The organism is Desulfurispirillum alkaliphilum (assembly GCF_055378285.1).
Window position 1 is genome coordinate 348,603 of the sequence record NZ_AP042405.1, and the last position, 18,850, is coordinate 367,452.

At 57.5% G+C, this 18,850-nt stretch carries 19 protein-coding genes and 3 tRNA genes; 17 read left to right on the top strand and 5 right to left on the bottom strand.

From position 1 onward, the window contains the following. Positions 1 to 75 precede the first annotated feature (75 nt). From ACZ46I_RS01665 to ACZ46I_RS01675, 3 genes are read left to right on the top strand one after another with little or no spacing between them, the layout of a single operon-like run. Positions 76 to 861, top strand: coding sequence for a transporter substrate-binding domain-containing protein (locus ACZ46I_RS01665; protein WP_226508523.1), 786 nt, complete (start codon positions 76 to 78; stop codon positions 859 to 861). Continuing rightward, the gene (locus ACZ46I_RS01670) at positions 861 to 1,643 is read left to right on the top strand and encodes an amino acid ABC transporter permease (RefSeq protein ID WP_013505108.1); all 783 of its coding nucleotides are present in this window, start codon (positions 861 to 863) and stop codon (positions 1,641 to 1,643) included. Before ACZ46I_RS01665 ends, ACZ46I_RS01670 begins: the two co-directional genes overlap by 1 nt. Further along, positions 1,633 to 2,364, top strand: coding sequence for an amino acid ABC transporter ATP-binding protein (locus tag ACZ46I_RS01675; protein ID WP_013505107.1), 732 nt, complete (start codon positions 1,633 to 1,635; stop codon positions 2,362 to 2,364). The genes ACZ46I_RS01670 and ACZ46I_RS01675 overlap by 11 nt, the downstream gene beginning before the upstream one ends. On the opposite strand, the gene ACZ46I_RS01680 is transcribed toward ACZ46I_RS01675, so the two are convergent. The 3 genes from ACZ46I_RS01680 to secA all read right to left on the bottom strand — a co-directional run bounded on the left by ACZ46I_RS01680 (position 2,361) and on the right by secA (position 5,574). Next, positions 2,361 to 2,612, bottom strand: a complete 252-nt coding sequence (locus ACZ46I_RS01680) for a hypothetical protein (protein WP_464281227.1) — start codon at positions 2,610 to 2,612, stop codon at positions 2,361 to 2,363. The two genes, ACZ46I_RS01675 and ACZ46I_RS01680, sit on opposite strands and share 4 nt — an antisense overlap. Beyond that, positions 2,609 to 2,863, bottom strand: coding sequence for a ComEA family DNA-binding protein (locus ACZ46I_RS01685; protein WP_013505106.1), 255 nt, complete (start codon positions 2,861 to 2,863; stop codon positions 2,609 to 2,611). Before ACZ46I_RS01685 ends, ACZ46I_RS01680 begins: the two co-directional genes overlap by 4 nt. A 191-nt stretch (positions 2,864 to 3,054) precedes the next feature. Further along, on the bottom strand, positions 3,055 to 5,574 hold the full coding sequence (secA, locus tag ACZ46I_RS01690; protein WP_464281228.1) for a preprotein translocase subunit SecA: 2,520 nt from the start codon (positions 5,572 to 5,574) through the stop codon (positions 3,055 to 3,057). Positions 5,575 to 5,953: 379 nt separating this feature from the next. Between secA and ACZ46I_RS01695 the strand changes: the two genes are divergently transcribed. From ACZ46I_RS01695 to ACZ46I_RS01750, 12 genes are all read left to right on the top strand, one after another. Next, a complete protein-coding gene (locus ACZ46I_RS01695) occupies positions 5,954 to 7,441 on the top strand; it encodes a tetratricopeptide repeat protein (protein WP_464281229.1) in 1,488 nt (495 codons plus the stop codon). 1 nt (position 7,442) lies between these two features. Then, a complete protein-coding gene (locus ACZ46I_RS01700; protein WP_464281230.1) occupies positions 7,443 to 8,381 on the top strand; it encodes a YbgA family protein in 939 nt (312 codons plus the stop codon). A 101-nt stretch (positions 8,382 to 8,482) separates the two neighbouring features. Next, positions 8,483 to 8,869, top strand: a complete 387-nt coding sequence (gene crcB, locus ACZ46I_RS01705) for a fluoride efflux transporter CrcB (protein WP_226508522.1) — start codon at positions 8,483 to 8,485, stop codon at positions 8,867 to 8,869. A 32-nt stretch (positions 8,870 to 8,901) separates the two neighbouring features. Beyond that, positions 8,902 to 9,363 carry a ribose 5-phosphate isomerase B gene (rpiB, locus tag ACZ46I_RS01710; RefSeq protein WP_013505101.1) on the top strand — a complete coding sequence of 154 codons (462 nt, stop codon included), beginning with the start codon at positions 8,902 to 8,904 and terminating at the stop codon, positions 9,361 to 9,363. Between the two features lie 19 nt (positions 9,364 to 9,382). Continuing rightward, positions 9,383 to 10,603, top strand: a complete 1,221-nt coding sequence (locus ACZ46I_RS01715) for a bifunctional 3,4-dihydroxy-2-butanone-4-phosphate synthase/GTP cyclohydrolase II (protein ID WP_013505100.1) — start codon at positions 9,383 to 9,385, stop codon at positions 10,601 to 10,603. Between the two features lie 42 nt (positions 10,604 to 10,645). Next, a complete protein-coding gene (locus tag ACZ46I_RS01720; protein ID WP_013505099.1) occupies positions 10,646 to 11,818 on the top strand; it encodes an HD-GYP domain-containing protein in 1,173 nt (390 codons plus the stop codon). Positions 11,819 to 11,835: 17 nt separating this feature from the next. After that, positions 11,836 to 12,345 carry a chemotaxis protein CheW gene (locus ACZ46I_RS01725; protein ID WP_013505098.1) on the top strand — a complete coding sequence of 170 codons (510 nt, stop codon included), beginning with the start codon at positions 11,836 to 11,838 and terminating at the stop codon, positions 12,343 to 12,345. Positions 12,346 to 12,354: 9 nt separating this feature from the next. Then, positions 12,355 to 13,275 carry an ATP-binding response regulator gene (locus ACZ46I_RS01730; RefSeq protein WP_013505097.1) on the top strand — a complete coding sequence of 307 codons (921 nt, stop codon included), beginning with the start codon at positions 12,355 to 12,357 and terminating at the stop codon, positions 13,273 to 13,275. Continuing rightward, complete coding sequence (locus ACZ46I_RS01735; RefSeq protein WP_013505096.1) at positions 13,272 to 13,472, top strand: hypothetical protein; 201 nt, start codon at positions 13,272 to 13,274, stop codon at positions 13,470 to 13,472. The genes ACZ46I_RS01730 and ACZ46I_RS01735 overlap by 4 nt, the downstream gene beginning before the upstream one ends. A gap of 82 nt (positions 13,473 to 13,554) precedes the next feature. After that, positions 13,555 to 13,630, top strand: a tRNA-Thr gene (locus tag ACZ46I_RS01740). 15 nt (positions 13,631 to 13,645) lie between these two features. After that, positions 13,646 to 13,730 (top strand) — tRNA-Tyr (locus tag ACZ46I_RS01745). 8 nt (positions 13,731 to 13,738) lie between these two features. Next, positions 13,739 to 13,815, top strand: a tRNA-Gly gene (locus tag ACZ46I_RS01750). Positions 13,816 to 13,906: 91 nt separating this feature from the next. On the opposite strand, the gene ACZ46I_RS01755 is transcribed toward ACZ46I_RS01750, so the two are convergent. Further along, entirely contained in the window at positions 13,907 to 14,980 is a 1,074-nt protein-coding gene (locus ACZ46I_RS01755; protein WP_464281231.1) for a U32 family peptidase, read from the bottom strand. Beyond that, positions 14,977 to 16,167 (bottom strand): peptidase U32 family protein, encoded by a 1,191-nt coding sequence (locus ACZ46I_RS01760; RefSeq protein WP_464281232.1) that lies wholly within the window; start codon positions 16,165 to 16,167, stop codon positions 14,977 to 14,979. The genes ACZ46I_RS01755 and ACZ46I_RS01760 overlap by 4 nt, the downstream gene beginning before the upstream one ends. Before the next feature lie 145 nt (positions 16,168 to 16,312). On the opposite strand from ACZ46I_RS01760, the gene ACZ46I_RS01765 reads away from it, so the two are divergent. Then, the gene (locus tag ACZ46I_RS01765) at positions 16,313 to 17,071 is read left to right on the top strand and encodes a response regulator transcription factor (protein WP_013505093.1); all 759 of its coding nucleotides are present in this window, start codon (positions 16,313 to 16,315) and stop codon (positions 17,069 to 17,071) included. A 152-nt stretch (positions 17,072 to 17,223) separates the two neighbouring features. Further along, positions 17,224 to 18,813, top strand: a complete 1,590-nt coding sequence (gene pckA / locus ACZ46I_RS01770; RefSeq protein WP_464281233.1) for a phosphoenolpyruvate carboxykinase (ATP) — start codon at positions 17,224 to 17,226, stop codon at positions 18,811 to 18,813. Positions 18,814 to 18,850: the final 37 nt, after the last annotated feature.

Sequence of the window (18,850 nt, forward strand, 5' to 3'; positions counted from 1 at the left end):
CTGCTGAAAACTCCAGCACAGGCAGTCCCCGCGAGTGGAGTCTCTCACCGATCAGCCATACTTCCGGAGGTGCCCATGCCACGAATTGCCCTGCTGACACATGCTCTGATTGCCTTGCTCATATTCACCAGTACGGCTGCGGCCACCTCTTCAGCGCTGATCGTCGGCATGGAGCTATCCTACCCGCCCTTCGAGATGACAGATGCCAGAGGAGAGCCTTCGGGAATCAGCGTGGAGATGGCCAGGGCGATCGGGGAGATCCTCGGACGCGAAGTCATCATCGAAAATATTCCCTTTGACGGCTTGATCCCGGCCCTGCGCACGGGAAAAATCCATATGATCCTCTCCTCCATGACTGCCACGCAAGAGCGCGCACGGGTCGTTGATTTCTCCGAACCCTATCTGAGCACCGGGCTGTGTCTGCTCCTCAATCGGGCCAGTGAAGTCACCAGCATTGACGAACTGAACCGGCCGGGAGTGGTTATTGCTGTCAAACGCGGCACCACCGGACATGCCTACGCGTCTCGCCATCTGAGTCAGGCGCGCATACTGGTACTGGACAAGGAGGCCGCTGCGGTTCTTGAACTGGTGCAGGGGAAGATTGACGCTTTCATTTACGATCAGATGTCTGTCTACTCGCACTGGCAGCGTAATCGGGAGACAACCCGCGCGATTCTGGAACCCTTTCAGCGTGAGTACTGGGCTGTGGGCCTGCCCAAGGGGAGTGAAGACCTGCGCCTTCAGATCAACGACGCCCTGGACCGGCTGCGCGGTGAGGGTTTTTTTGAGAGGCTGGGAGACAAGTACCTCGGCGAGCAAAAGCGCGCCTTTAAAGAGCTGGGATACGGATTCTACTTCTGATGCCCTGGCAACGCTTTTTCCTGCGCGGCGCAGCGGCTCCCTCCCTGCCCGCGGCGACACTCAACGCCGTGGTACTGTGTTTCGGCCTCAGCGCCCTTTTTGTGTACGCTTTCAGCGCCCTGCAGTACGAGTGGCACTGGCAGGTACTCTACCAGTATCGGCACAAACTCTGGCAGGGGTGGCTGATGACCGTGATGATCAGCGCCATCAGCCTGCTGATGAGCCTTATCGTCGGCCTGCTGCTGGCCGCGGCTCAGCGCAGCCCGGTGATCCTCGTGTGTCAGCTTGGACGCACCATCGTGGAAGTGATTCGCGGCACACCGCTGCTGGTACAGATACTCATCTTCTTTTACGTGGTGGCCGATGCCTTTGGCCTGCAGAACCGCTATGTGGCAGGGGTGCTCATCCTTGCTCTCTTCAGCGGTGCCTATATCTCTGAAATCATCCGGGCCGGCGTCGAGAGCATCAGCCAGTCCCAGATTGACTCGGCACGCTCTTTGGGCTTCACCCCCTGGCAGATCTATCGCCATGTCATCATTCCCCAGGTGCTGCGACGCATCCTGCCGCCTTTGGCCGGGCAATTCGCCTCACTGATCAAGGACTCTTCGCTGCTGTCCATTATTGCCATCAGCGAGTTCACCCTGAACGCCCAGGAAGTGAACGCCTTCACCTTCAGTACCCTGGAGAGTTATCTGCCCCTGGCCCTGGGATACCTGATACTCACCCTGCCAGTTTCTCTGTACAGCCGCCACATGGAGAGGAAGTTCAACTATGCGACTTGAACTGAGCAGTCTGGTCATGAATTTTTCCGACCAGCGTGTACTGGGCCCCATTGACTTTGTTTCGCCTGACTTCGGCTGCCTGGTTCTGGTGGGGCCATCGGGCAGTGGCAAGACCACCCTGCTGCGCATTCTGGCCGGACTGCTGATCCCCAGCGGTGGTGAGGTCCGTATCGACGGCCAGAGGGTCGCCCGTCGCGAGAGGGAACTGCTGGCCCACCGTCGCTGTGTGGGCATGGTCTTCCAGGAGTTCAACCTCTTTGCACACCTCAGCGCCCTGGAGAACATCGCGCTGCCCCTGCGCGAAGTGCACGGTTACCATCGTCAGGCTGCTGATGAACGCGCCTGGCATTTACTGGAGCGCTTCAACCTCCAGGAGCATGCCACCAAAAAACCCGCCCAGCTTTCGGGCGGACAGAAGCAGCGCATCGCCCTCGCCCGTGCCATCGCCATAAAGCCACGCTTTTTCCTGCTGGACGAACCCACTTCGGCCCTTGACCCCATGATGACCACCGAAGTCCTTGACATGATTGCGCAGCTCCGTGAGGCAGGACAGAAGATCATCATCGCCTCTCATCATATGGGATTCGCCCGGCGGGTCGGCGACCTGTGCGCTTTTGTGGAAAACGGTCAGCTGGTGGAATGGGCCGACACCAGTACCTTCTTCAATGCTCCCCGAACACTCTCACTGCAGCGTTTCCTGGAGACAGTCCTGCGCTATTAGCACGCCGCTGAAAAACCCTCATCTGCGGCGTTGCTCGCAGGACGCTCACACGCCAGCAACGCACGGGGAGTACGCTTCATTTTCGCTCCGCGAGCGCCTTGCGCCTGAGCATTTTCAATTGCCTGCGCAGTTTGAGTAATTTCAGCAACCTGTTGATCAAACCGCAGACGAGGGGTTTCAGCAGCCTGCCAATAAAAAAGCCCACAGCGCGGGGCTGTGGGCAGCAACAGGAAAAAGACGACAATCACTCTACGGTAATACTGTCCTTATTCCTCTCAAAGGTTGACTTTCCAATTCCCTTGACGCGAGTGATATCCTCAGGCTTCTGAAAAGGGCCATTCTGTTCGCGATACTCGATAATCGCCGCGGCCCGCTGATCTCCCACGCCATTGAGCGCGGCCAGCTCCGCCTGTGATGCGGTGTTGATGTTTACTTTTGCCAGGGCGATGCCAAAGGCGAGTCCGATAACACACAACAAGGCCAGAATTCTTCGTACCATGGGAATACCTCCGGAAGAGTTTTCGGGTTACACACAGGACGATAATAGACGGTAATGCATAGAATGTAAATTGTATTTATAAGTTCCAATAAAAATAACAACAGCGACATCCGTACGCGCAGCAAAAAAAAGCCCCCGCAAACGCGGAGGCCTTGATGCTTTCAGTCTGCCTGCGGGCAGTGCCTTTATTGTCAGTTGGCACCACAGCAGAGTTTGTACTTCACCCCACTGCCACAGGGACACAGCGCGTTGGCAGCTGGTGTGCTCTTCTGGGCCTTCTTCTGCTGGCGCCGCCGCTCTGCGCGGTTACGGGCCTCAGGGGCTGAAGCAGCATCCTGCAGGGACGGGGGCTCTTCCTCCTTGGCTATCTCCACCTTGAAGAGGATGACGACAGTCTCCTCCTTGATACGGCCCATCATATTTTCGAAGAGCTCAAAGGCTTCGCGCTTGTATTCGGTGAGGGGATTTTTCTGACCGTAGCTGCGCAGGCCGATGCCCTCCTTGAGGCGATCCATGCTCAGCAGGTTATCCTTCCAGGCCGAATCAATGATATTGAGCAGGAAATAGCGCTTGAGGGCAAAGAAGCGCTCCTTGCCGATTTCCTCCTCCTTGCGGTGCAGCACCTCAAAGACCTGCGCGCGCAGACCTTCCCTGACTTCCGTCACCTTGGCGGTGTCGTCAAAGCGGCCGAAATCCGGGGCGAAGGAGAAGTAATAACGGAAGGACTCGCTCAGCTCTTCCTGTTTCACGTCCTGGGTATAGCCCACTGCCGGTATGGAGAGCTGGAAGATATCGTGGAGAATCTGGTCGATGCGCTCCTCGACCATGCCGTCAACGCCTTCGCCGCCAAGGATTTCGCGGCGATAGGTATAGATGATCTGGCGCTGCTGGTTCATGACATCGTCATACTCCAGCAGGTGTTTACGTACTTCAAAGTGGTAGTTTTCCACTTTTTTCTGGGCATTCTCGATGGCCCGGTTGACCAGCGTATGCTCGATGGGCTCGCCTTCCTGCATGCCGAAACGATCCATGAGGTTCTTGATGCGGTCGCCGCCAAAAATCCGCATGAGATCGTCCTCCAGGGAGAGGAAGAACTGTGAGCTTCCCGGGTCGCCCTGACGCCCGGAGCGTCCGCGCAGCTGGTTGTCGATGCGGCGGGATTCATGGCGTTCGGTGCCCACGATATGCAAGCCGCCAAGCTCCAGCACGCCTTCGCCCAGCTTGATGTCGGTTCCACGGCCAGCCATGTTGGTGGCAATGGTCACGGCGCCTTGCTTGCCTGCATCGGCAATGATGGTGGCTTCATGGGCGTGGTTCTTGGCGTTCAGCACGTTGTGCTTGATTTTGGCTTTCTTCAGCAGACTCGACAGGTATTCACTGCTTTCAACGGAGATGGTTCCCACCAGGCAAGGCTGCCCCTTCTGGTGCGCTTCGCGAATCTCTTCAATGACGGCGGCAAACTTCTCGTCCTTGGTGCGGTAGACCTTATCGGTGTTGTCGATACGCTGCATGGGGACGTTCGTGGGAATAACGGCCACTTCCAGGTCATAGATCTTCTTGAATTCCGCCGCCTCGGTATCCGCCGTGCCGGTCATGCCCGCCAGCTTGCTGTAGAGACGGAAGTAGTTCTGATAGGTGATGGTGGCCAGGGTCTGGTTTTCCCGTTCAATGGGCACCTGCTCCTTGGCCTCAATGGCCTGGTGCAGGCCGTCGCTGTAACGGCGTCCCTCCAGCACACGACCCGTGAATTCATCGACGATGACAACCTTGCCATCCTCGTCCACCATATAGTGGATATCGCGCTGGTAATTGTGGTGGGCTTTCAGGGACTGGTTGACGTGGTGCAAAAGCTTCATATTGCTGACGTCGTAGAGGTTTTCAATGCCCAGCAGGGCTTCAGCCTGCTTGACACCAGGCTCTGTCAGCACGGTATTGCGGCTCTTTTCGTCAATGTTGAAGTGCTCACCCTCCTGAAGCTGACGCACCACCTTGTCGGCGCGGTAGTAGTCGTCGGTGGAGACTTCGGCGGGGCCACTGATTATGAGCGGTGTGCGGGCTTCGTCAATCAGGATGGAGTCCACTTCGTCCACAATGGCGAAGTTGTGTTCGCGCTGGACGTAGTCTTCGATACGGAATTTCATATTATCGCGCAGGTAGTCAAAACCCAGCTCGTTATTGGTCCCATAGGTGATATCGGCACCATAGGCGGCTTTGCGCTCCTCATCGGTCAGGCCGTGGACGATCACCCCAACCTCCAGGCCGAGAAAACGATAAATTTTCCCCATCCACTCGGAGTCGCGCTTTGCCAGGTAATCGTTGACGGTGATAACGTGGACACCCTTGCCACTCAGGGCGTTCAGGTACACTGGCAGTGTGGCTACCAGGGTCTTGCCTTCACCGGTCTTCATTTCCGCGATATTGCCGGCGTGCAACACGGCGCCACCGATAAGCTGCACATCAAAGTGACGCATTCCGGTGGTTCGCACTGACGCTTCGCGCACCACAGCGAAGGCTTCCGGCATAAGGTCATCCAGACTTTCGCCGGCAGCGTAGCGCTCGCGGAATTCAATGGTCTTGGCCTTGAGTTCATCGTCACTGAGTGCCTGCGTGGAAGCTTCAAGGGCGTTGACTTTATCCACCAGGGGCCGGATTTTCTTCAGTTCCCGTTCGTTCTTTGTTCCAACTATCTTTTTGGCCAGATACTTCAGCATACATACCTTCATTTCGGGTGTGGTTTTCAAGGGAACCTATATACCAGATGGGGTAAAATGTGGCAAATGAAATACATTTTACAGTAAAGCCGCATCTAACTTTCCTGCGGCAATGGCGCAACAAAAATACCGCCTTCCGGTGGCCGGTCATACCATCTGCCGTATTGACTTCTGCAGGGGAGTGCTTCAATCTAGCAGCTTGCTGAAATACCTCAAACGCGCAGGCAATTGAAAAATGCTCAGGTGCAAGGCGCTCGCGAAGCGAGGAATGAAGCGTACTCCCCGTACGTTGCAGTGACGAGCGACGGCGAGCAACGCCGCAGATGAGGGTTTTTCAGCAGCCGGCTAGGCCAGACTCAGTACAATTCCGGATGGTACCATGCAGCCTCTGCCTTACTACGCCCTTGGTGAAAACGCCTACGCCCGTCGTCAGTACGACGAAGCCCTGGAGTACTTCCTGCTGGAGATTCAGGCCGATCCGCAGTGGATCAGGCCCTGGATGAGCGTGGGCATGCTCCTGCTGGCCCAGGGGCGCTTTGAAGAGTGCCGCCTCCACATGGAAACCGCCGTAGGGCACATCCCCCGTTCACCCATCCTGCACATGCTGCTGGGTGACTCCTACCTGAACCTGGACGAGTATCAGGCCGCCATCGAACAGTATCAGCTTTCCCTCGACCTCCTGCGGGAACACGGCACTGCGGCAGAGCAGGTGCAGGTTGATCACGACCGCATCCGCGGCCAGATATTCAAGGCCATGGGCGACTGCTTCATGATGCTTGAAAACGATGAGCAGGCCATGGAGCACTTCCGACAGGCCATCGCCTTCGGAGAAAGCAGCCGCGAACTCTCCCACAAGATGGCCCTCATCTGCATTGAAAGCGCCCGCTTCGCCGAGGCCGAAGAGATCACTGCCCAGATACTGGAAACAGAACCCACAGACCAGACCGGGCACCAGCTCAGTGGTTACCTGGCCGGCTGCCAGCGCGGCCATGAGGCCCTGCAACGCGCCATGGAGCAGATCCGCAGCTACGAGAAGCGCCTGAACATGGCGGGAAAACTCTTCACCCAACTGGGAAAGCGTTCTGAATTCTTCCTGGAGCGGGTGCAGCCCGGCTCGGAAGAGATGGCTGGCGTGGCGCGCATCGTGAAAAAGTCCCAGAAGGAGTTCCAGAAAGCCCTGCGACGCATTGCCCTGCAGCCCGGTGAGAACGACGACATGGGGCAGCTGACGGAAGACCTGATCGGGGCCATCATGCCCCACTTCAAGACCCACAGCGAACTGCTGGACGATGTACAGGCCCAGGCCCACAAAGCCGTGGGAGACCCCTGCTGGAACCTGATGGGCGACGACAGCAAGCAGCTGCTTATCCAGGCCCTCTACCTGGAGCAGCGTTACGAACAGGCACGCTTCTCCAGTGGGCTGACCGGCATCCAGTACTGCTTTGTACTGGAGCGCGAACTCAAGCGCCACCTCTTTTACCCCTTCAAGCAGCAGTTCCTGCAGGAGAGCTTTGAGCCCAAAAAAGAGACCTTCAAGATCATGGCCAACTATATCGGCGACAAGATCAATCTCTCCCTAGGCCAGATGGCCAACGTGCTGGAAGCTCTCAAGGATGACAATCCCCATGAGCTCAGCGGCTCCATGGAGGCACTGCGCCAGTTCACCAGTACCCGCCTGAAAAATGGCCTGCAGCTCATCAACAGCAGCTTCCCCCAGCAGGTGAACGACCTGGCCATCAACTACCGCAACTGCTGGGCCCATGGAGAAAATCTGCATCCGGAGGCTTCCAGCGAGTGCCGCAGCATCGTCCTGGGAGATGAAAACACCACGGGGCTGCTGGCTACTTTCCTGGAAGAGCTGCGCTGACGTGAGCCAGTCCATGGGTCCCCGCCTGCTGGTCAGCCGCTGCCTGGGCTTTGCCCCCTGCCGCTATGACGGGCGCCAGCTCCAGTGCGAACTGGTGGATGCCCTGAGACCCCATTGCGAAGTTCTCACCATCTGCCCCGAAGTGGACGCCGGCCTCCAGACTCCCCGCCCACCCATGAATATCCACCGCTGTGCCCATGGCGCGATACAGCTGATCCAGGCCACGGACCAGCGCGATCTGACCGCTCAGCTGTCTGAGTTCGCCACAACCAGAATTCCCGGCCTTGATATCGATGGTGCTTTCCTGAAAGCCAAATCTCCCTCCTGCGGAGTGGACAGCACGCCCCACCACCTGCCTGACACGACCACTGTCCGCGACTCCGGCCTTTTTGCCAGCCATCTGCGGCAATACTTCCCCTGGCTGCCCCTGGGCGATGAAGTCGGGCTGGAAGACCCCGAAACGCGCCACCACTTCCTGGCACGCCTGTTCTGCCTGGGGCGTTGGCGCCACAGCCCTCAGGAGGAGCTCCCTGGATGGCTGGAACACTTTCACCGCCGCCACAAGTACCTCCTCATGGCCTACGACCCCAAAAGGCAGAAGGAGCTGGGAGCCGTCGTCGCCGCAGCGGGCAGGCATCCGGACGCCAGCCACATCAATGCCTATGAATACGGGCTGCGCGGAGCCCTGCAGGCTCCGGTGACGCGGGGCCGGGTTATCAATGCCATCCAGCATATGGCCGGGTACTTTCAGCCCAGCAAGCAGGAAAAAGAAGCTTTCGCCACAGCCCTGAGAGCCTACCAGTCCGGCACTGTTCACACGGAAGTCCCGCTGGAACACCTGCGCGACTGGAACACCAGACAACCCAACGCCTACATTGAGGAACAGCACTTCCTGATGGGGTTTTCAGCAGTCTACCGGAATGACTCCCCACTGCCATAACGCTTTGGGAGTTTTCCCTTGGTGCGCCCCTCCAGGCGTGGTAATATCTCGGTTTACCATTTCGGGAGTGACAGCATGTTTCCAGTGGCCGGGTATCGCCCATGACACAGGTTCTGTTTATCGCCGCCGGCGGTGCGCTCGGCGCCCTGGCCCGTTTTTTCAGCGGCGCCCTGGCCCTGAAGCTCCTGGGCGGAAACTTTCCCTTCGGCACCCTGCTGGTCAATGTCGCGGGAAGCTTTCTGCTGGGCGTGGTCTACGTACTCACAACCCAGAAGGGCATGCTGCCCGATGAGTTCCGGCTCTTTTTTGCCATCGGCTTTCTGGGCTCCTACACCACCTTCAGCACCTTCGCCCTGGATTCGGTACTCCTCAGCGACAGTGGCACCATGGGGCTGGCACTGATCAATATTCTGCTGAACGTGACATTGTCCATTGCCGCTGTGGTGGGAGGCATGATGCTTACCCGCATGCTGCTGGTACAGGCATAAACAAAAAATACCCTATTTTCCCTGGAGGATATGTGCAGATAGCTTTCGGATGTGATCACGGCGGTTTTATGCTCAAGGAGCTGATTCTTTCCGTGGTCCGTAAAAATGGACTGGATATTCTTGATTTTGGTTGCATGAATACTGAGCGGGTGGACTACCCGGACTACGCCAGCCCGGTCTGTCAGGCTATCAGAAGCGGGCAGGCCCAGCGGGGCATCCTGGTGTGCGGCTCTGGTATTGGCATGAGCATTGCCGCTAACAAGTTCGCGGGCATCCGCGCCACCCTGTGCAACGATCTGTACACCGCCCGCTTCAGCCGCCTGCACAACGACTCCAATGTGCTGTGCCTGGGTGGACGCATCATCGGCCCGGATCTGGCTGCCGATATCGTGCAAGTATGGCTTGACAGCGAGTTTGAGGGGGGGCGCCACAGCGGACGCCTGCAGAAAATCCGTGACCTGGAGACAGCTTCCAAAGCTGCGCCGGGCTGCTAACACAGGAGACAACGACAGCATGAGCAGTGACGAAAAACAACGCTTTGATTCCATAGAGGAGGCCATTGAGGATATCCGCAATGGCAAGATGGTCATCCTGGTGGATGACGAAGATCGCGAGAACGAGGGTGACCTGGTCTGTGCGGCCGAGAAGGTCACACCGGAAATCATCAACTTCATGGCGAAATTCGGCCGCGGCCTGATCTGCCTCTCCCTGAGTCGCGAAAAGGCGGAGACCCTGGATCTCGGGCCCATGGTGCGCGACAACACCTGCGCCTTCGAGACGGCCTTCACCGTCTCCATCGAAGCCCGTCACGGCGTCAGTACCGGCATCAGCGCCCAGGACCGGGCCCATACGATTCTGACCGCCGTGGCCCCCGACAGCAAAGCCCACGACCTGGTGCGCCCCGGCCATGTATTCCCCCTGATCGCCAAAGATGGCGGCGTCCTGCAGCGCACCGGCCAGACCGAGGGCAGCGTGGATCTGGCCCGCCTGGCCGGCCTTTCACCTGCCGGGGTCATCTGCGAAATCATGAACGACGACGGCACCATGGCGCGTTACAGCGAACTGCGCGCCTTTGCCGACGAACACCATATGAAACTGGTGACCATCAAGGATCTGATCTCCTACCGCGTTCATGTCAGAAAAGAGCTTTCCATAGAGCGCATCGCCGAAGCCAATCTGCCCACCCGTTACGGTGGCGACTTCAAACTGATCGGTTACCGCTCCCGACTGGATGGCAGTGAGCACATCGCCCTGGTGAAGGGGGATATCACTCCGGAAACCCCGACCCTGGTGCGGGTACACTCCCAGTGCCTGACAGGAGACGTGTTTGGCTCCCTGCGCTGCGACTGCGGTTCCCAGATCCAGACAGCCATGAAGGCCATTGAAGAGGCGGGATCCGGCGTCGTGCTCTACCTCTTCCAGGAAGGACGCGGCATCGGCATCCTCAATAAGATCCGCGCCTACCATCTGCAGGACGAGGGCATGGATACGGTGGAGGCCAACGAAGCCCTGGGATTTGCCGCTGACCTGCGCGACTATGGCACCGGCGCCCAGATCATCGCAGACCTTGGCATCAAAAAGATCCGCTTGCTGACCAACAACCCCCGTAAACTGGTGGGCCTTTCCGGATACGGGCTTGAGATAGACGAGCGCGTTCCCCTGCATACAGCAGAGTGCGAACACAATACCCGCTACCTCAACACCAAGAAAGACAAGCTGGGACACTTACTGTAAAAGATTACCCGTAAACGGCTTATTTCAATACACAGGTGACGCGTGCGCAGGATTTCCCTGGAAAAAATTCAGTCGGGCGAAAAGACCGCCGATGGCGTGTACACCGGAGGAGACAACCTCCTGGTGGGTGCCGGCTATCGCCTGAGCGGCAAGAATCTCGACCGCCTGGACGAGCTGGGAGTCCTGTGGGTGTACATGGATGACCCCCGTACCCAGGGGATGCAGCCCTCTGCCACGATCAGCGAAGATCTGAAGCGCACCACCAGGCATCGCGTTCACCAGGTTTTCCACGCCATCACCGAGGCGCATGCCAACCAGACCATCGACGACCCGGAAACCCACATGGATGCAGTCTGCCCCAAGGGAATAACTTCAGAGTGGCTCAGTGAGCTGGAAGCTGCCAGCAAGAGTCTTCTGGAAAACATTTTTCTGGGAAGCTCCAAGTGTTTTGTGGTCACCCCCCAGGAGGAGCGGGAAGGCTACTTCTCCCACCACGCCATCGAGGTTCTGGCAGGCTGCGTCATGATGGCCCGCAAGATGCTCTATGACAGCAAGGAGATTGCCGCCATCGCCCAGGGGGGGCTGATGCACAATGTGGGTATGTTCTTTCTGCCGACGGCGCTGGTGGAGCGCGAAGGCGCCCTGAGCGCCGCCGAGGACGCCCTGATGCGCCACCACCCCCATCTGGGATACGAGTTCCTGCGCAAGAACCCGCGGGTGGGCATTCTGGCAGCCCACATGGCCTATCAGCACCATGAAAGCCAGGATGGCAGTGGCTATCCCCGCGCCCTCAAGGGCTCCAACCGCATCCCCAAAAGGCGTGAACCCATTGCCACCAAAGCGCAGATACACCGCTACGCAGAGATCTGCGCCATTGTGGATACCTTCGTGGCCCTGACTTCCCACCGACCCTACCGCAAAGCCATGACCGTGGACAGGGCCCTGGATGTGATCATGCGCCTGGCGGGAAACCGTCTGAACCTGGAGATGGTCAAGGTGTTCATCTCCATCACGCCCCGCTACCCAGCGGGAAGCGAAATCCAGATTCTCAGCGGTGAATATGCCGGGCATACCGGAGTGGTCTGGGAACTTTCAACCCTCGAGATCAACCGCCCGCTCATCAAGGTCCTGGATACCCCGGACGGCGATGCTCTGGCAGACGATGTCTTCATCAATCTGATCGAACAACCCTTTATTCAGATACAGTGCATCTGAGAGAGCAGGAGTGTGCCATGCAGAAGTCAAAGCCTCAGGAAGAAAAGATTCTTGATACGTCCCTGACGGAAAACAACGACGAAATGCTCCAGTTTGTGAGCTTTATGCTCCACGATGAAGAGTACCTGGTGGATATCCACATGGTGCGGGAAATCATCAAGAAAACCACCATCACTTCCATACCGAAAAGCTCCTCCTTCATGGAGGGCATCATCGATTTGCGCGGTTCGGTCATCCCCATCATCAACCTGGCGAAAAAGCTGGGACATCCCACCTCTGACCTGCAGGAGGAAACCAACATCATCATTGTCAGCGTGCAGGGCAAACTCATCGGACTGGTGGTGGACGCTGTACGGGAAGTGGTGCGCATCAGGAACAGCCAGGTGGAGGCCAATCCCTCCATCGCCAAGGGCGGACGCCAGCGCCTTGGCGGCGTAGTGCAGTACCAGGATCGCCTGCTGATTCTACTGGACATGAACTCCCTTTTCAGCGAAGGCGAAATGGACGATATCCTCTCCAACACGTAAAGGACGGACATGCAAGGGCACTCTCTTCTGTGGATAGGAACCGGAGACTTTTTCCAGGAGCAGGCAGCGACGATACAGGCGCTCCAGAGCAGGGGCTTTTCCGTGCTCTTTTCCACGGCGGAACAGGCATTTGATCTCTACTGGGAGAGCATGCCACACATCATCATCGATGAAGGCAGCGACCAATGCCTCAACGAGCAGCCCATTGCCAAAATCCGCAAGGTGACTCCCGATATTCCCATCATCGTCCTGGGGCGCGAGAATGCCCCCGACTGCATTCTGCACTGCCTGCGCTGCGGCGCTTTTGACTACCTGGCACCGCCCTGGAGTAATGAAGAGCTGCTGGAATCCCTCGACAGGGCCGTGATTCGACTGCTGCAGAGTTTCGCCAATACCATGATACTGAAGCAGCTCGTGGAAGAGCGCCGCGAATACGCTCTCGATAACAGCATCGACATGATTCACGGCGTCATCAGCTCCCTGATGCCCACCATCAATACCTTCTGCAGCGCCAAAAGCGCCAATGAAATCCGCATGGCCCTCTTTGAAATCCTGCTGAACGCCATTGAGCACGGAAACCTGCGCATCGGCTACGACGAGAAAAACGATGCCCTTGATGCTGGCACATATCAGCAGCTTTTTGAAGAGCGCACCCGCCAGCACGGTCACAAGAAGGTGCGTTTTGTTTTTATCTTCCGTCGCAACCTCTTCACTTTTATCGTGGAAGACGAAGGCGAGGGCTTCAACGTCAAGCAGCTTCCAGATCCTCGCAATGCGGAAAACCTTTTGAAGACCTCTGGCCGGGGCATTCTCATGAGCTACTTTTACATGGACCGCATTCAGTATAACCGCAAGGGCAACCGCGTCATCCTGATCAAGCGAGCCGACAAGCTGTGCGTCCAGAGACCCGACTTCAGGAGCCATCCATGAAACAGACCTGTGCCACCTGCGCCTGGCGCGCCACCTGCGGGAAAAAATTCTCCATTTCCGATCCATCACGATGCCCTGATTATGTTGCCGATTTGCAGCTGCAGCAGCAGGCCATCGGGGATGAGTCCAGCACCTCCGACCGAAACCCTCCCCGTAAAGCACTGCGCTGGGAGCAGATGCAGGAAAAAGACAAGTAAGCGGAGATTTTGCTTGAAATCGCTGAGTATTTCCCTATAATCCCCGATGTTCGACGGGGGCCTGTCCTCTGTCGGCGTATGGGCTGGTGTAGCTCAATTGGCAGAGCAGCTGACTTGTAATCAGCAGGTTGGGGGTTCAATTCCTCTCACCAGCTCCATTCAGCCATTATCGTGGGGAGGTTCCCGAGCGGCCAAAGGGAACAGACTGTAAATCTGTCGTCATCGACTTCGGAGGTTCGAATCCTCCCCTCCCCACCACTCTTTAAGCGGGAGTAGCTCAGTTGGCTAGAGCATCAGCCTTCCAAGCTGAGGGTCGCGGGTTCGAGTCCCGTTTCCCGCTCCAAATGGAACAAGCACACTCACATGAGTGTGCTTTTTTTCTTGGCAACGCTGCATGGGGGTTTTCCAGCAGCCCGCTGAGGGTTCCTGGCATTTCACCCATCCACATCCTTTCGCATCAGCACCGCTCCCACAGCCGCTCCTTTCACCCACGGCAGCAGCGCCAGCGAACTCCCGGGCGATCCGCTCCAGGTTTTCCGGGGCTGCCAGCGCAGGGAAAAACACTTTCCCTCGGGAGACTGGCAGAGCAGTTCCTCGCCATCAGCCAGACCAGCGAAGACCTCCGCCACCAGGTAGCGTGAACGCTTCACATCAAGCAGGCGCGCCACGGGCTCCTGAGCATCGGATGGCGGGCGACTCTCCTCCCGAGGCAACTGGGGATCAGCCATGGGAGCGAGACCGTGCAGCGCGGTAAACTCCCTGCCATCAAACCAGTACGCAAGCATCTCCCGGCAGGTGCACACATGGCGATAATCCAGTACCAGGGTCAACGGCCAGGATTGCAGACGCCCGAGGTGGCCCCGCAGATCAAGGTAACGGGAGTGGTGGAGCACCGAATCGTTGCCCCGCTCCAGCAGAAAACGCTGGCCGGGGCGCGAGGGCTCTTCCAGCAGGCATGTCTGCCCCACGGCCATATCAAGCAGCGCGCGACGGCTGCTGAAAAAGGCAATGGCGCCAAAAACCCTCAGCTCAAAAGAAAAGGGCGCGCCAGCGGAGCGAAAGAAATCCGGGAGGCTCTCCAGGCTAAGCTCACGGGAGAGCACGGCGCCATCCAGCCCCATCCGCTGCAGCCAGGTATAGTAGGCGGGATGGTTCCCACCGGAACGCACGTCAAAAATCACCTTCAGGTGGGGATATGCCTGCCTGATAACCCGCGCCAGGCCGATATTCTGCAGCCTGACACCCTGGATACGGCCGGGCCGCAGCAGGTCTGTACGCCGGAACTCGTCCATCAGGGCATCAAGCTGGGAGTCATCGGGCAGGATGTCAGCAGCGAGATCCACCTGCATACCACCATCATGGGCCTGGGCGAGCATCGCCTCCAGCTCAGGCAGAAAGACTCCCGACCCCTGGCTGGCAGCAGCCCAGGGGATGATAACACGCTTCACGCCATACTCCTGTACGCTGCGAATATCGTCTGCACTGCAGACCACGAATTTACCGTTCACCATGGCCTCCTCTGTGGCTCAGTCCCCTTGCATACCACCCAGTACTGGCAGGCAACAGGCACTTCCACCTGCACGAGAGTGCCTGGATTGACCGACTGGACCATGGTGTCATCCATTTCCCGCATCTGACCAGGCAGCTCCAGCAGTTCACCATCAGTGTTCAGCAGAAACAATGACTCCCCGGAACGCACTGGCGCGCGACTGTAGAGCAGGGCTACGCCATCCTGCCATCCGATGATCTGGCCGATATACTCAACCTGGCTCACATACCCCGAGGAGCGCAGGTTGATCCCGGGATCCTCCGGCCTGCCCGCCAGAAAGTGCGCTGTAAAGCCCCGGTTGGAAATTTTGCGAAGAAGTTCTTCCATGGCGTCCACCGTTTCAGGGGTACCATCATGGTCATCGATGGCGTTGCGGTAGGCGCAGGTTGTGGCTGCAATATAGAGGTGTGATTTCATGCGCCCCTCGATTTTCAGACAGCTTATGCCGGCATCGCGAAAGCGCCCCAGCTGCCTGATACCCATGATATCCTGTGAATTCAAGGGATAGACCAGTTCACCAGGGTCCCTTGCTTCCCCGCAGACCCGGTAGCCCCAGCGGCAGCTCTGGACACAGCCCCCGCGGTTAGCGTCGCGGCCTGCGGTGAAATTACTGATCAGGCACTTGCCACTGTAGGACATGCACAGGGAGCCGTGGACAAACATCTCCGTTTCCAGGCCACTGGCGGCACCTATACGCTGCACCTGCTCGATGGAAAGCTCCCGGGCGGCAACCATACGGCTCACCCCGGTCTCCTTCCAGGCCAGGGCTTCGGGAGTATTCATGCACGACGCCTGCGTGGACAGATGCACCGTGTGGCCATGCTCAAGGGCACAGCGCACCACGGCGGGGTCAGAGGCGATGACGGCGTTGACACCCAGTGCACGAAGCGTGGCAAGGTACGGGGGAAGGAGCGCTATATCTTCGGGACGGGGGTAGATATTGACGGCCACGTATACCTTCGCGCCATGCCCATGGGCAAAGGAGATCCCCCGGGCCATATCGCCATGGGAAAAGTTTCCCGCCCGCTGCCGCAGGCCACCGATATCGCCACCGATATACACCGCGTCCGCACCATAGGTTACGGCGGTGTACAGTTTTTCGAGATCACCCGCCGGAGCGAGCAGCTGCGGTCTGCATGGTTTCATGATAGTATTTTTCGACGGTGACACAATAAGATCCTTGAACTCACATGGGATGCGTATTAAGATGTTTTTCAGTGTACAATTCAGGAAGAGTCAGCCTGCGTATCCAGAAAATATTCCAGCAGGCTGCTGACCGTGGAGGACTGCCGTGGAGACTGCTCCGAATTTTTCCGAACTGAAAATTCTCTATGTCGAAGATGAAGCGGTCATACGGAAAGCGCTGGAAAAACCCCTCTCACGTCGGGTCAAAAACCTCTACATCGCCGCCAACGGGCAAGAGGGCCTGGACATGTTCCGGGAACACCGCCCCGACATCGTGGTCACCGATATTAACATGCCGGTCATGGACGGCTTTCGCATGATCGAGCTGATCCGCGAAATCAATCCTGAAGTACCGGTCATCATCACCACCGCCCTCAATGAGGAACACCATATTTCCCAGATGACGGCAATCAATGTCAACAGCTATATTATCAAACCCATCGATATCCGCGAACTGCTGCAGCGCGTCCACGATGCGCTGCACGGCACACAATCCCAGGCCCATGCCGAAGGCGAGGATGAGGTCCTGGTGATCGGCCCCCAGACGCCCCAGCAGAAGGTGCTGCCCAGCCTCTATCAGTTTCTGAAAAAACACCGCGTCTTCGGCGAAGAGATTACCAACCGCGAAATATTCTCCGACCGCAAGCTGCTGGAACGCTGCATTGCCGCCGTGCGCAAGCTACAGCAGTCTGGCCGGATCATGTTTCTGGACAAAAACCTGATACCGGTTCTTGACCACTCCAGCCCCGTCGCCCCCTGCAACAAGTCCCTGCTGGAAATGGAAAACTATCTGCGCTCCCAGGTCAAAGCCCCCACTGATAATCCCGCCACCGCCGAACAGGGTTCCACAAACGGCACCACCTAGTCGCATCCCATTCAAAAACAAGAACATACCAATGCAGATCCCTGTCAATATTTTGGCAACTTTCCCTTCCCCTGCTGCAGCAAATATGTTACTTTTGCAACAGCATATAACGCAAAGTATGTTATAGTATTATCATGCAAAGGGGCAGTGCCATGAAGACAGCCAATGCATTGGACGCCGATTCCCTGGGCCTCAAGAGCGTAGGGAAGATTTACCGGAACCTCGGCTACGAGGAGCTTTTCAAACACGAAGTAGACAACGGGGAAGGTCGGGTATCCTCCAACGGTACCATGATGGTGGACACGGGAAAATTCACAGGACGATCTCCCAAGGACAAGTATTTCGTCAAGCAGGATCCATCAGCTCAGCATATCGCCTGGGGCAACATCAACAAGCCCGTCGCCGTTGAGGTTTTTGACGAGCTCTACCAACTGGTAACGGACCAGCTCTCCGGCAAGGATGTCTATGTCACCGACGGCTTTGTTGGCTCCAACCAGAAAACCCGCCGCAATATCCGCGTCATCTCGGAAATCGCCTGGCAATCCCACTTCTGCAAGAATATGTTTATTCGCCCCACCGAAGACGAGCTCAGCAGCTTTGCCCCTGAATTTACCATCTACAATGCCTGCAAAGTGGTAAATCCGCGCTGGAAAGAGCACGGAATGAACTCTGAAGTCTTTGTCATCTTCAACATTGAAAAGAATGTGGCTATTATTGGCGGAACCTGGTACGGCGGTGAGATGAAAAAAGGCGTCTTCACCATGATGAACTACTGGCTCCCCCTTGAAAATATACTCTCCATGCACTGCTCCGCCAATGTTGGATCAGAAGGCGATGTCTGCCTCTTCTTTGGTCTCTCCGGCACCGGCAAGACGACCCTCTCCACCGACGCTTCACGCAGGCTCATCGGCGACGACGAGCACGGCTGGGATGATGATGGTATCTTCAACTTCGAGGGCGGCTGCTACGCCAAGACCATCAACCTCGATCCCGGCAGCGAACCGGAAATCTACCAGGCCATCAAACGCGATGCCCTGCTGGAAAACGTGGTCTACGACGACGACGGCATCGTGAACTATGAAGATGCCTCCAAGACGGAAAACACGCGGGTCTCCTACCCCATCTTCCACATTGACAATCACGAGCCCGCCCTGAAAGCTGGCCATCCCCGCAATATCATCTTCCTCACCTGCGATGCCTTCGGCATCCTGCCTCCGGTGTCAAAACTCACCAGGGAGCAGGCCATGTACTACTTCCTCAGCGGATACACCGCCAAGGTTGCCGGTACGGAACGCGGCGTCACCGAACCCCAGGCCACTTTCTCCGCCTGCTTCGGCGAAGCTTTCCTGCCCCTGCACCCCACGGCCTACGCCAAACTGCTGGGCGAAAAGATGGCCAAGCACAATGTCAACGCCTTCCTGGTCAACACCGGCTGGACCGGCGGCGGGTACGGCGTGGGCCAGCGCATGAGCATCAAGGCCACCCGCGCCTGTGTCAACGCCATCCTCAACGGCAAGATCAACGACTGCCAGTTTGAGACCATGGACATCTTCGGCCTGCAGATTCCCGAAGCAATCCCCGGCGTAGACACTTCTGTCCTCAACCCCCGCAACGCCTGGGCCGACAAGTTCGCCTATGACGCAACAGCCAAGAAGCTGGCGGAGATGTTCACCAAAAACTACGAGAAATACATCACCAGAGGCGCCGACTACGATTTCAGCGCAGCTGGCCCCAAGGTATAAGGCCACGACAGGCTCACCCACAAAAACCAGAACGGGG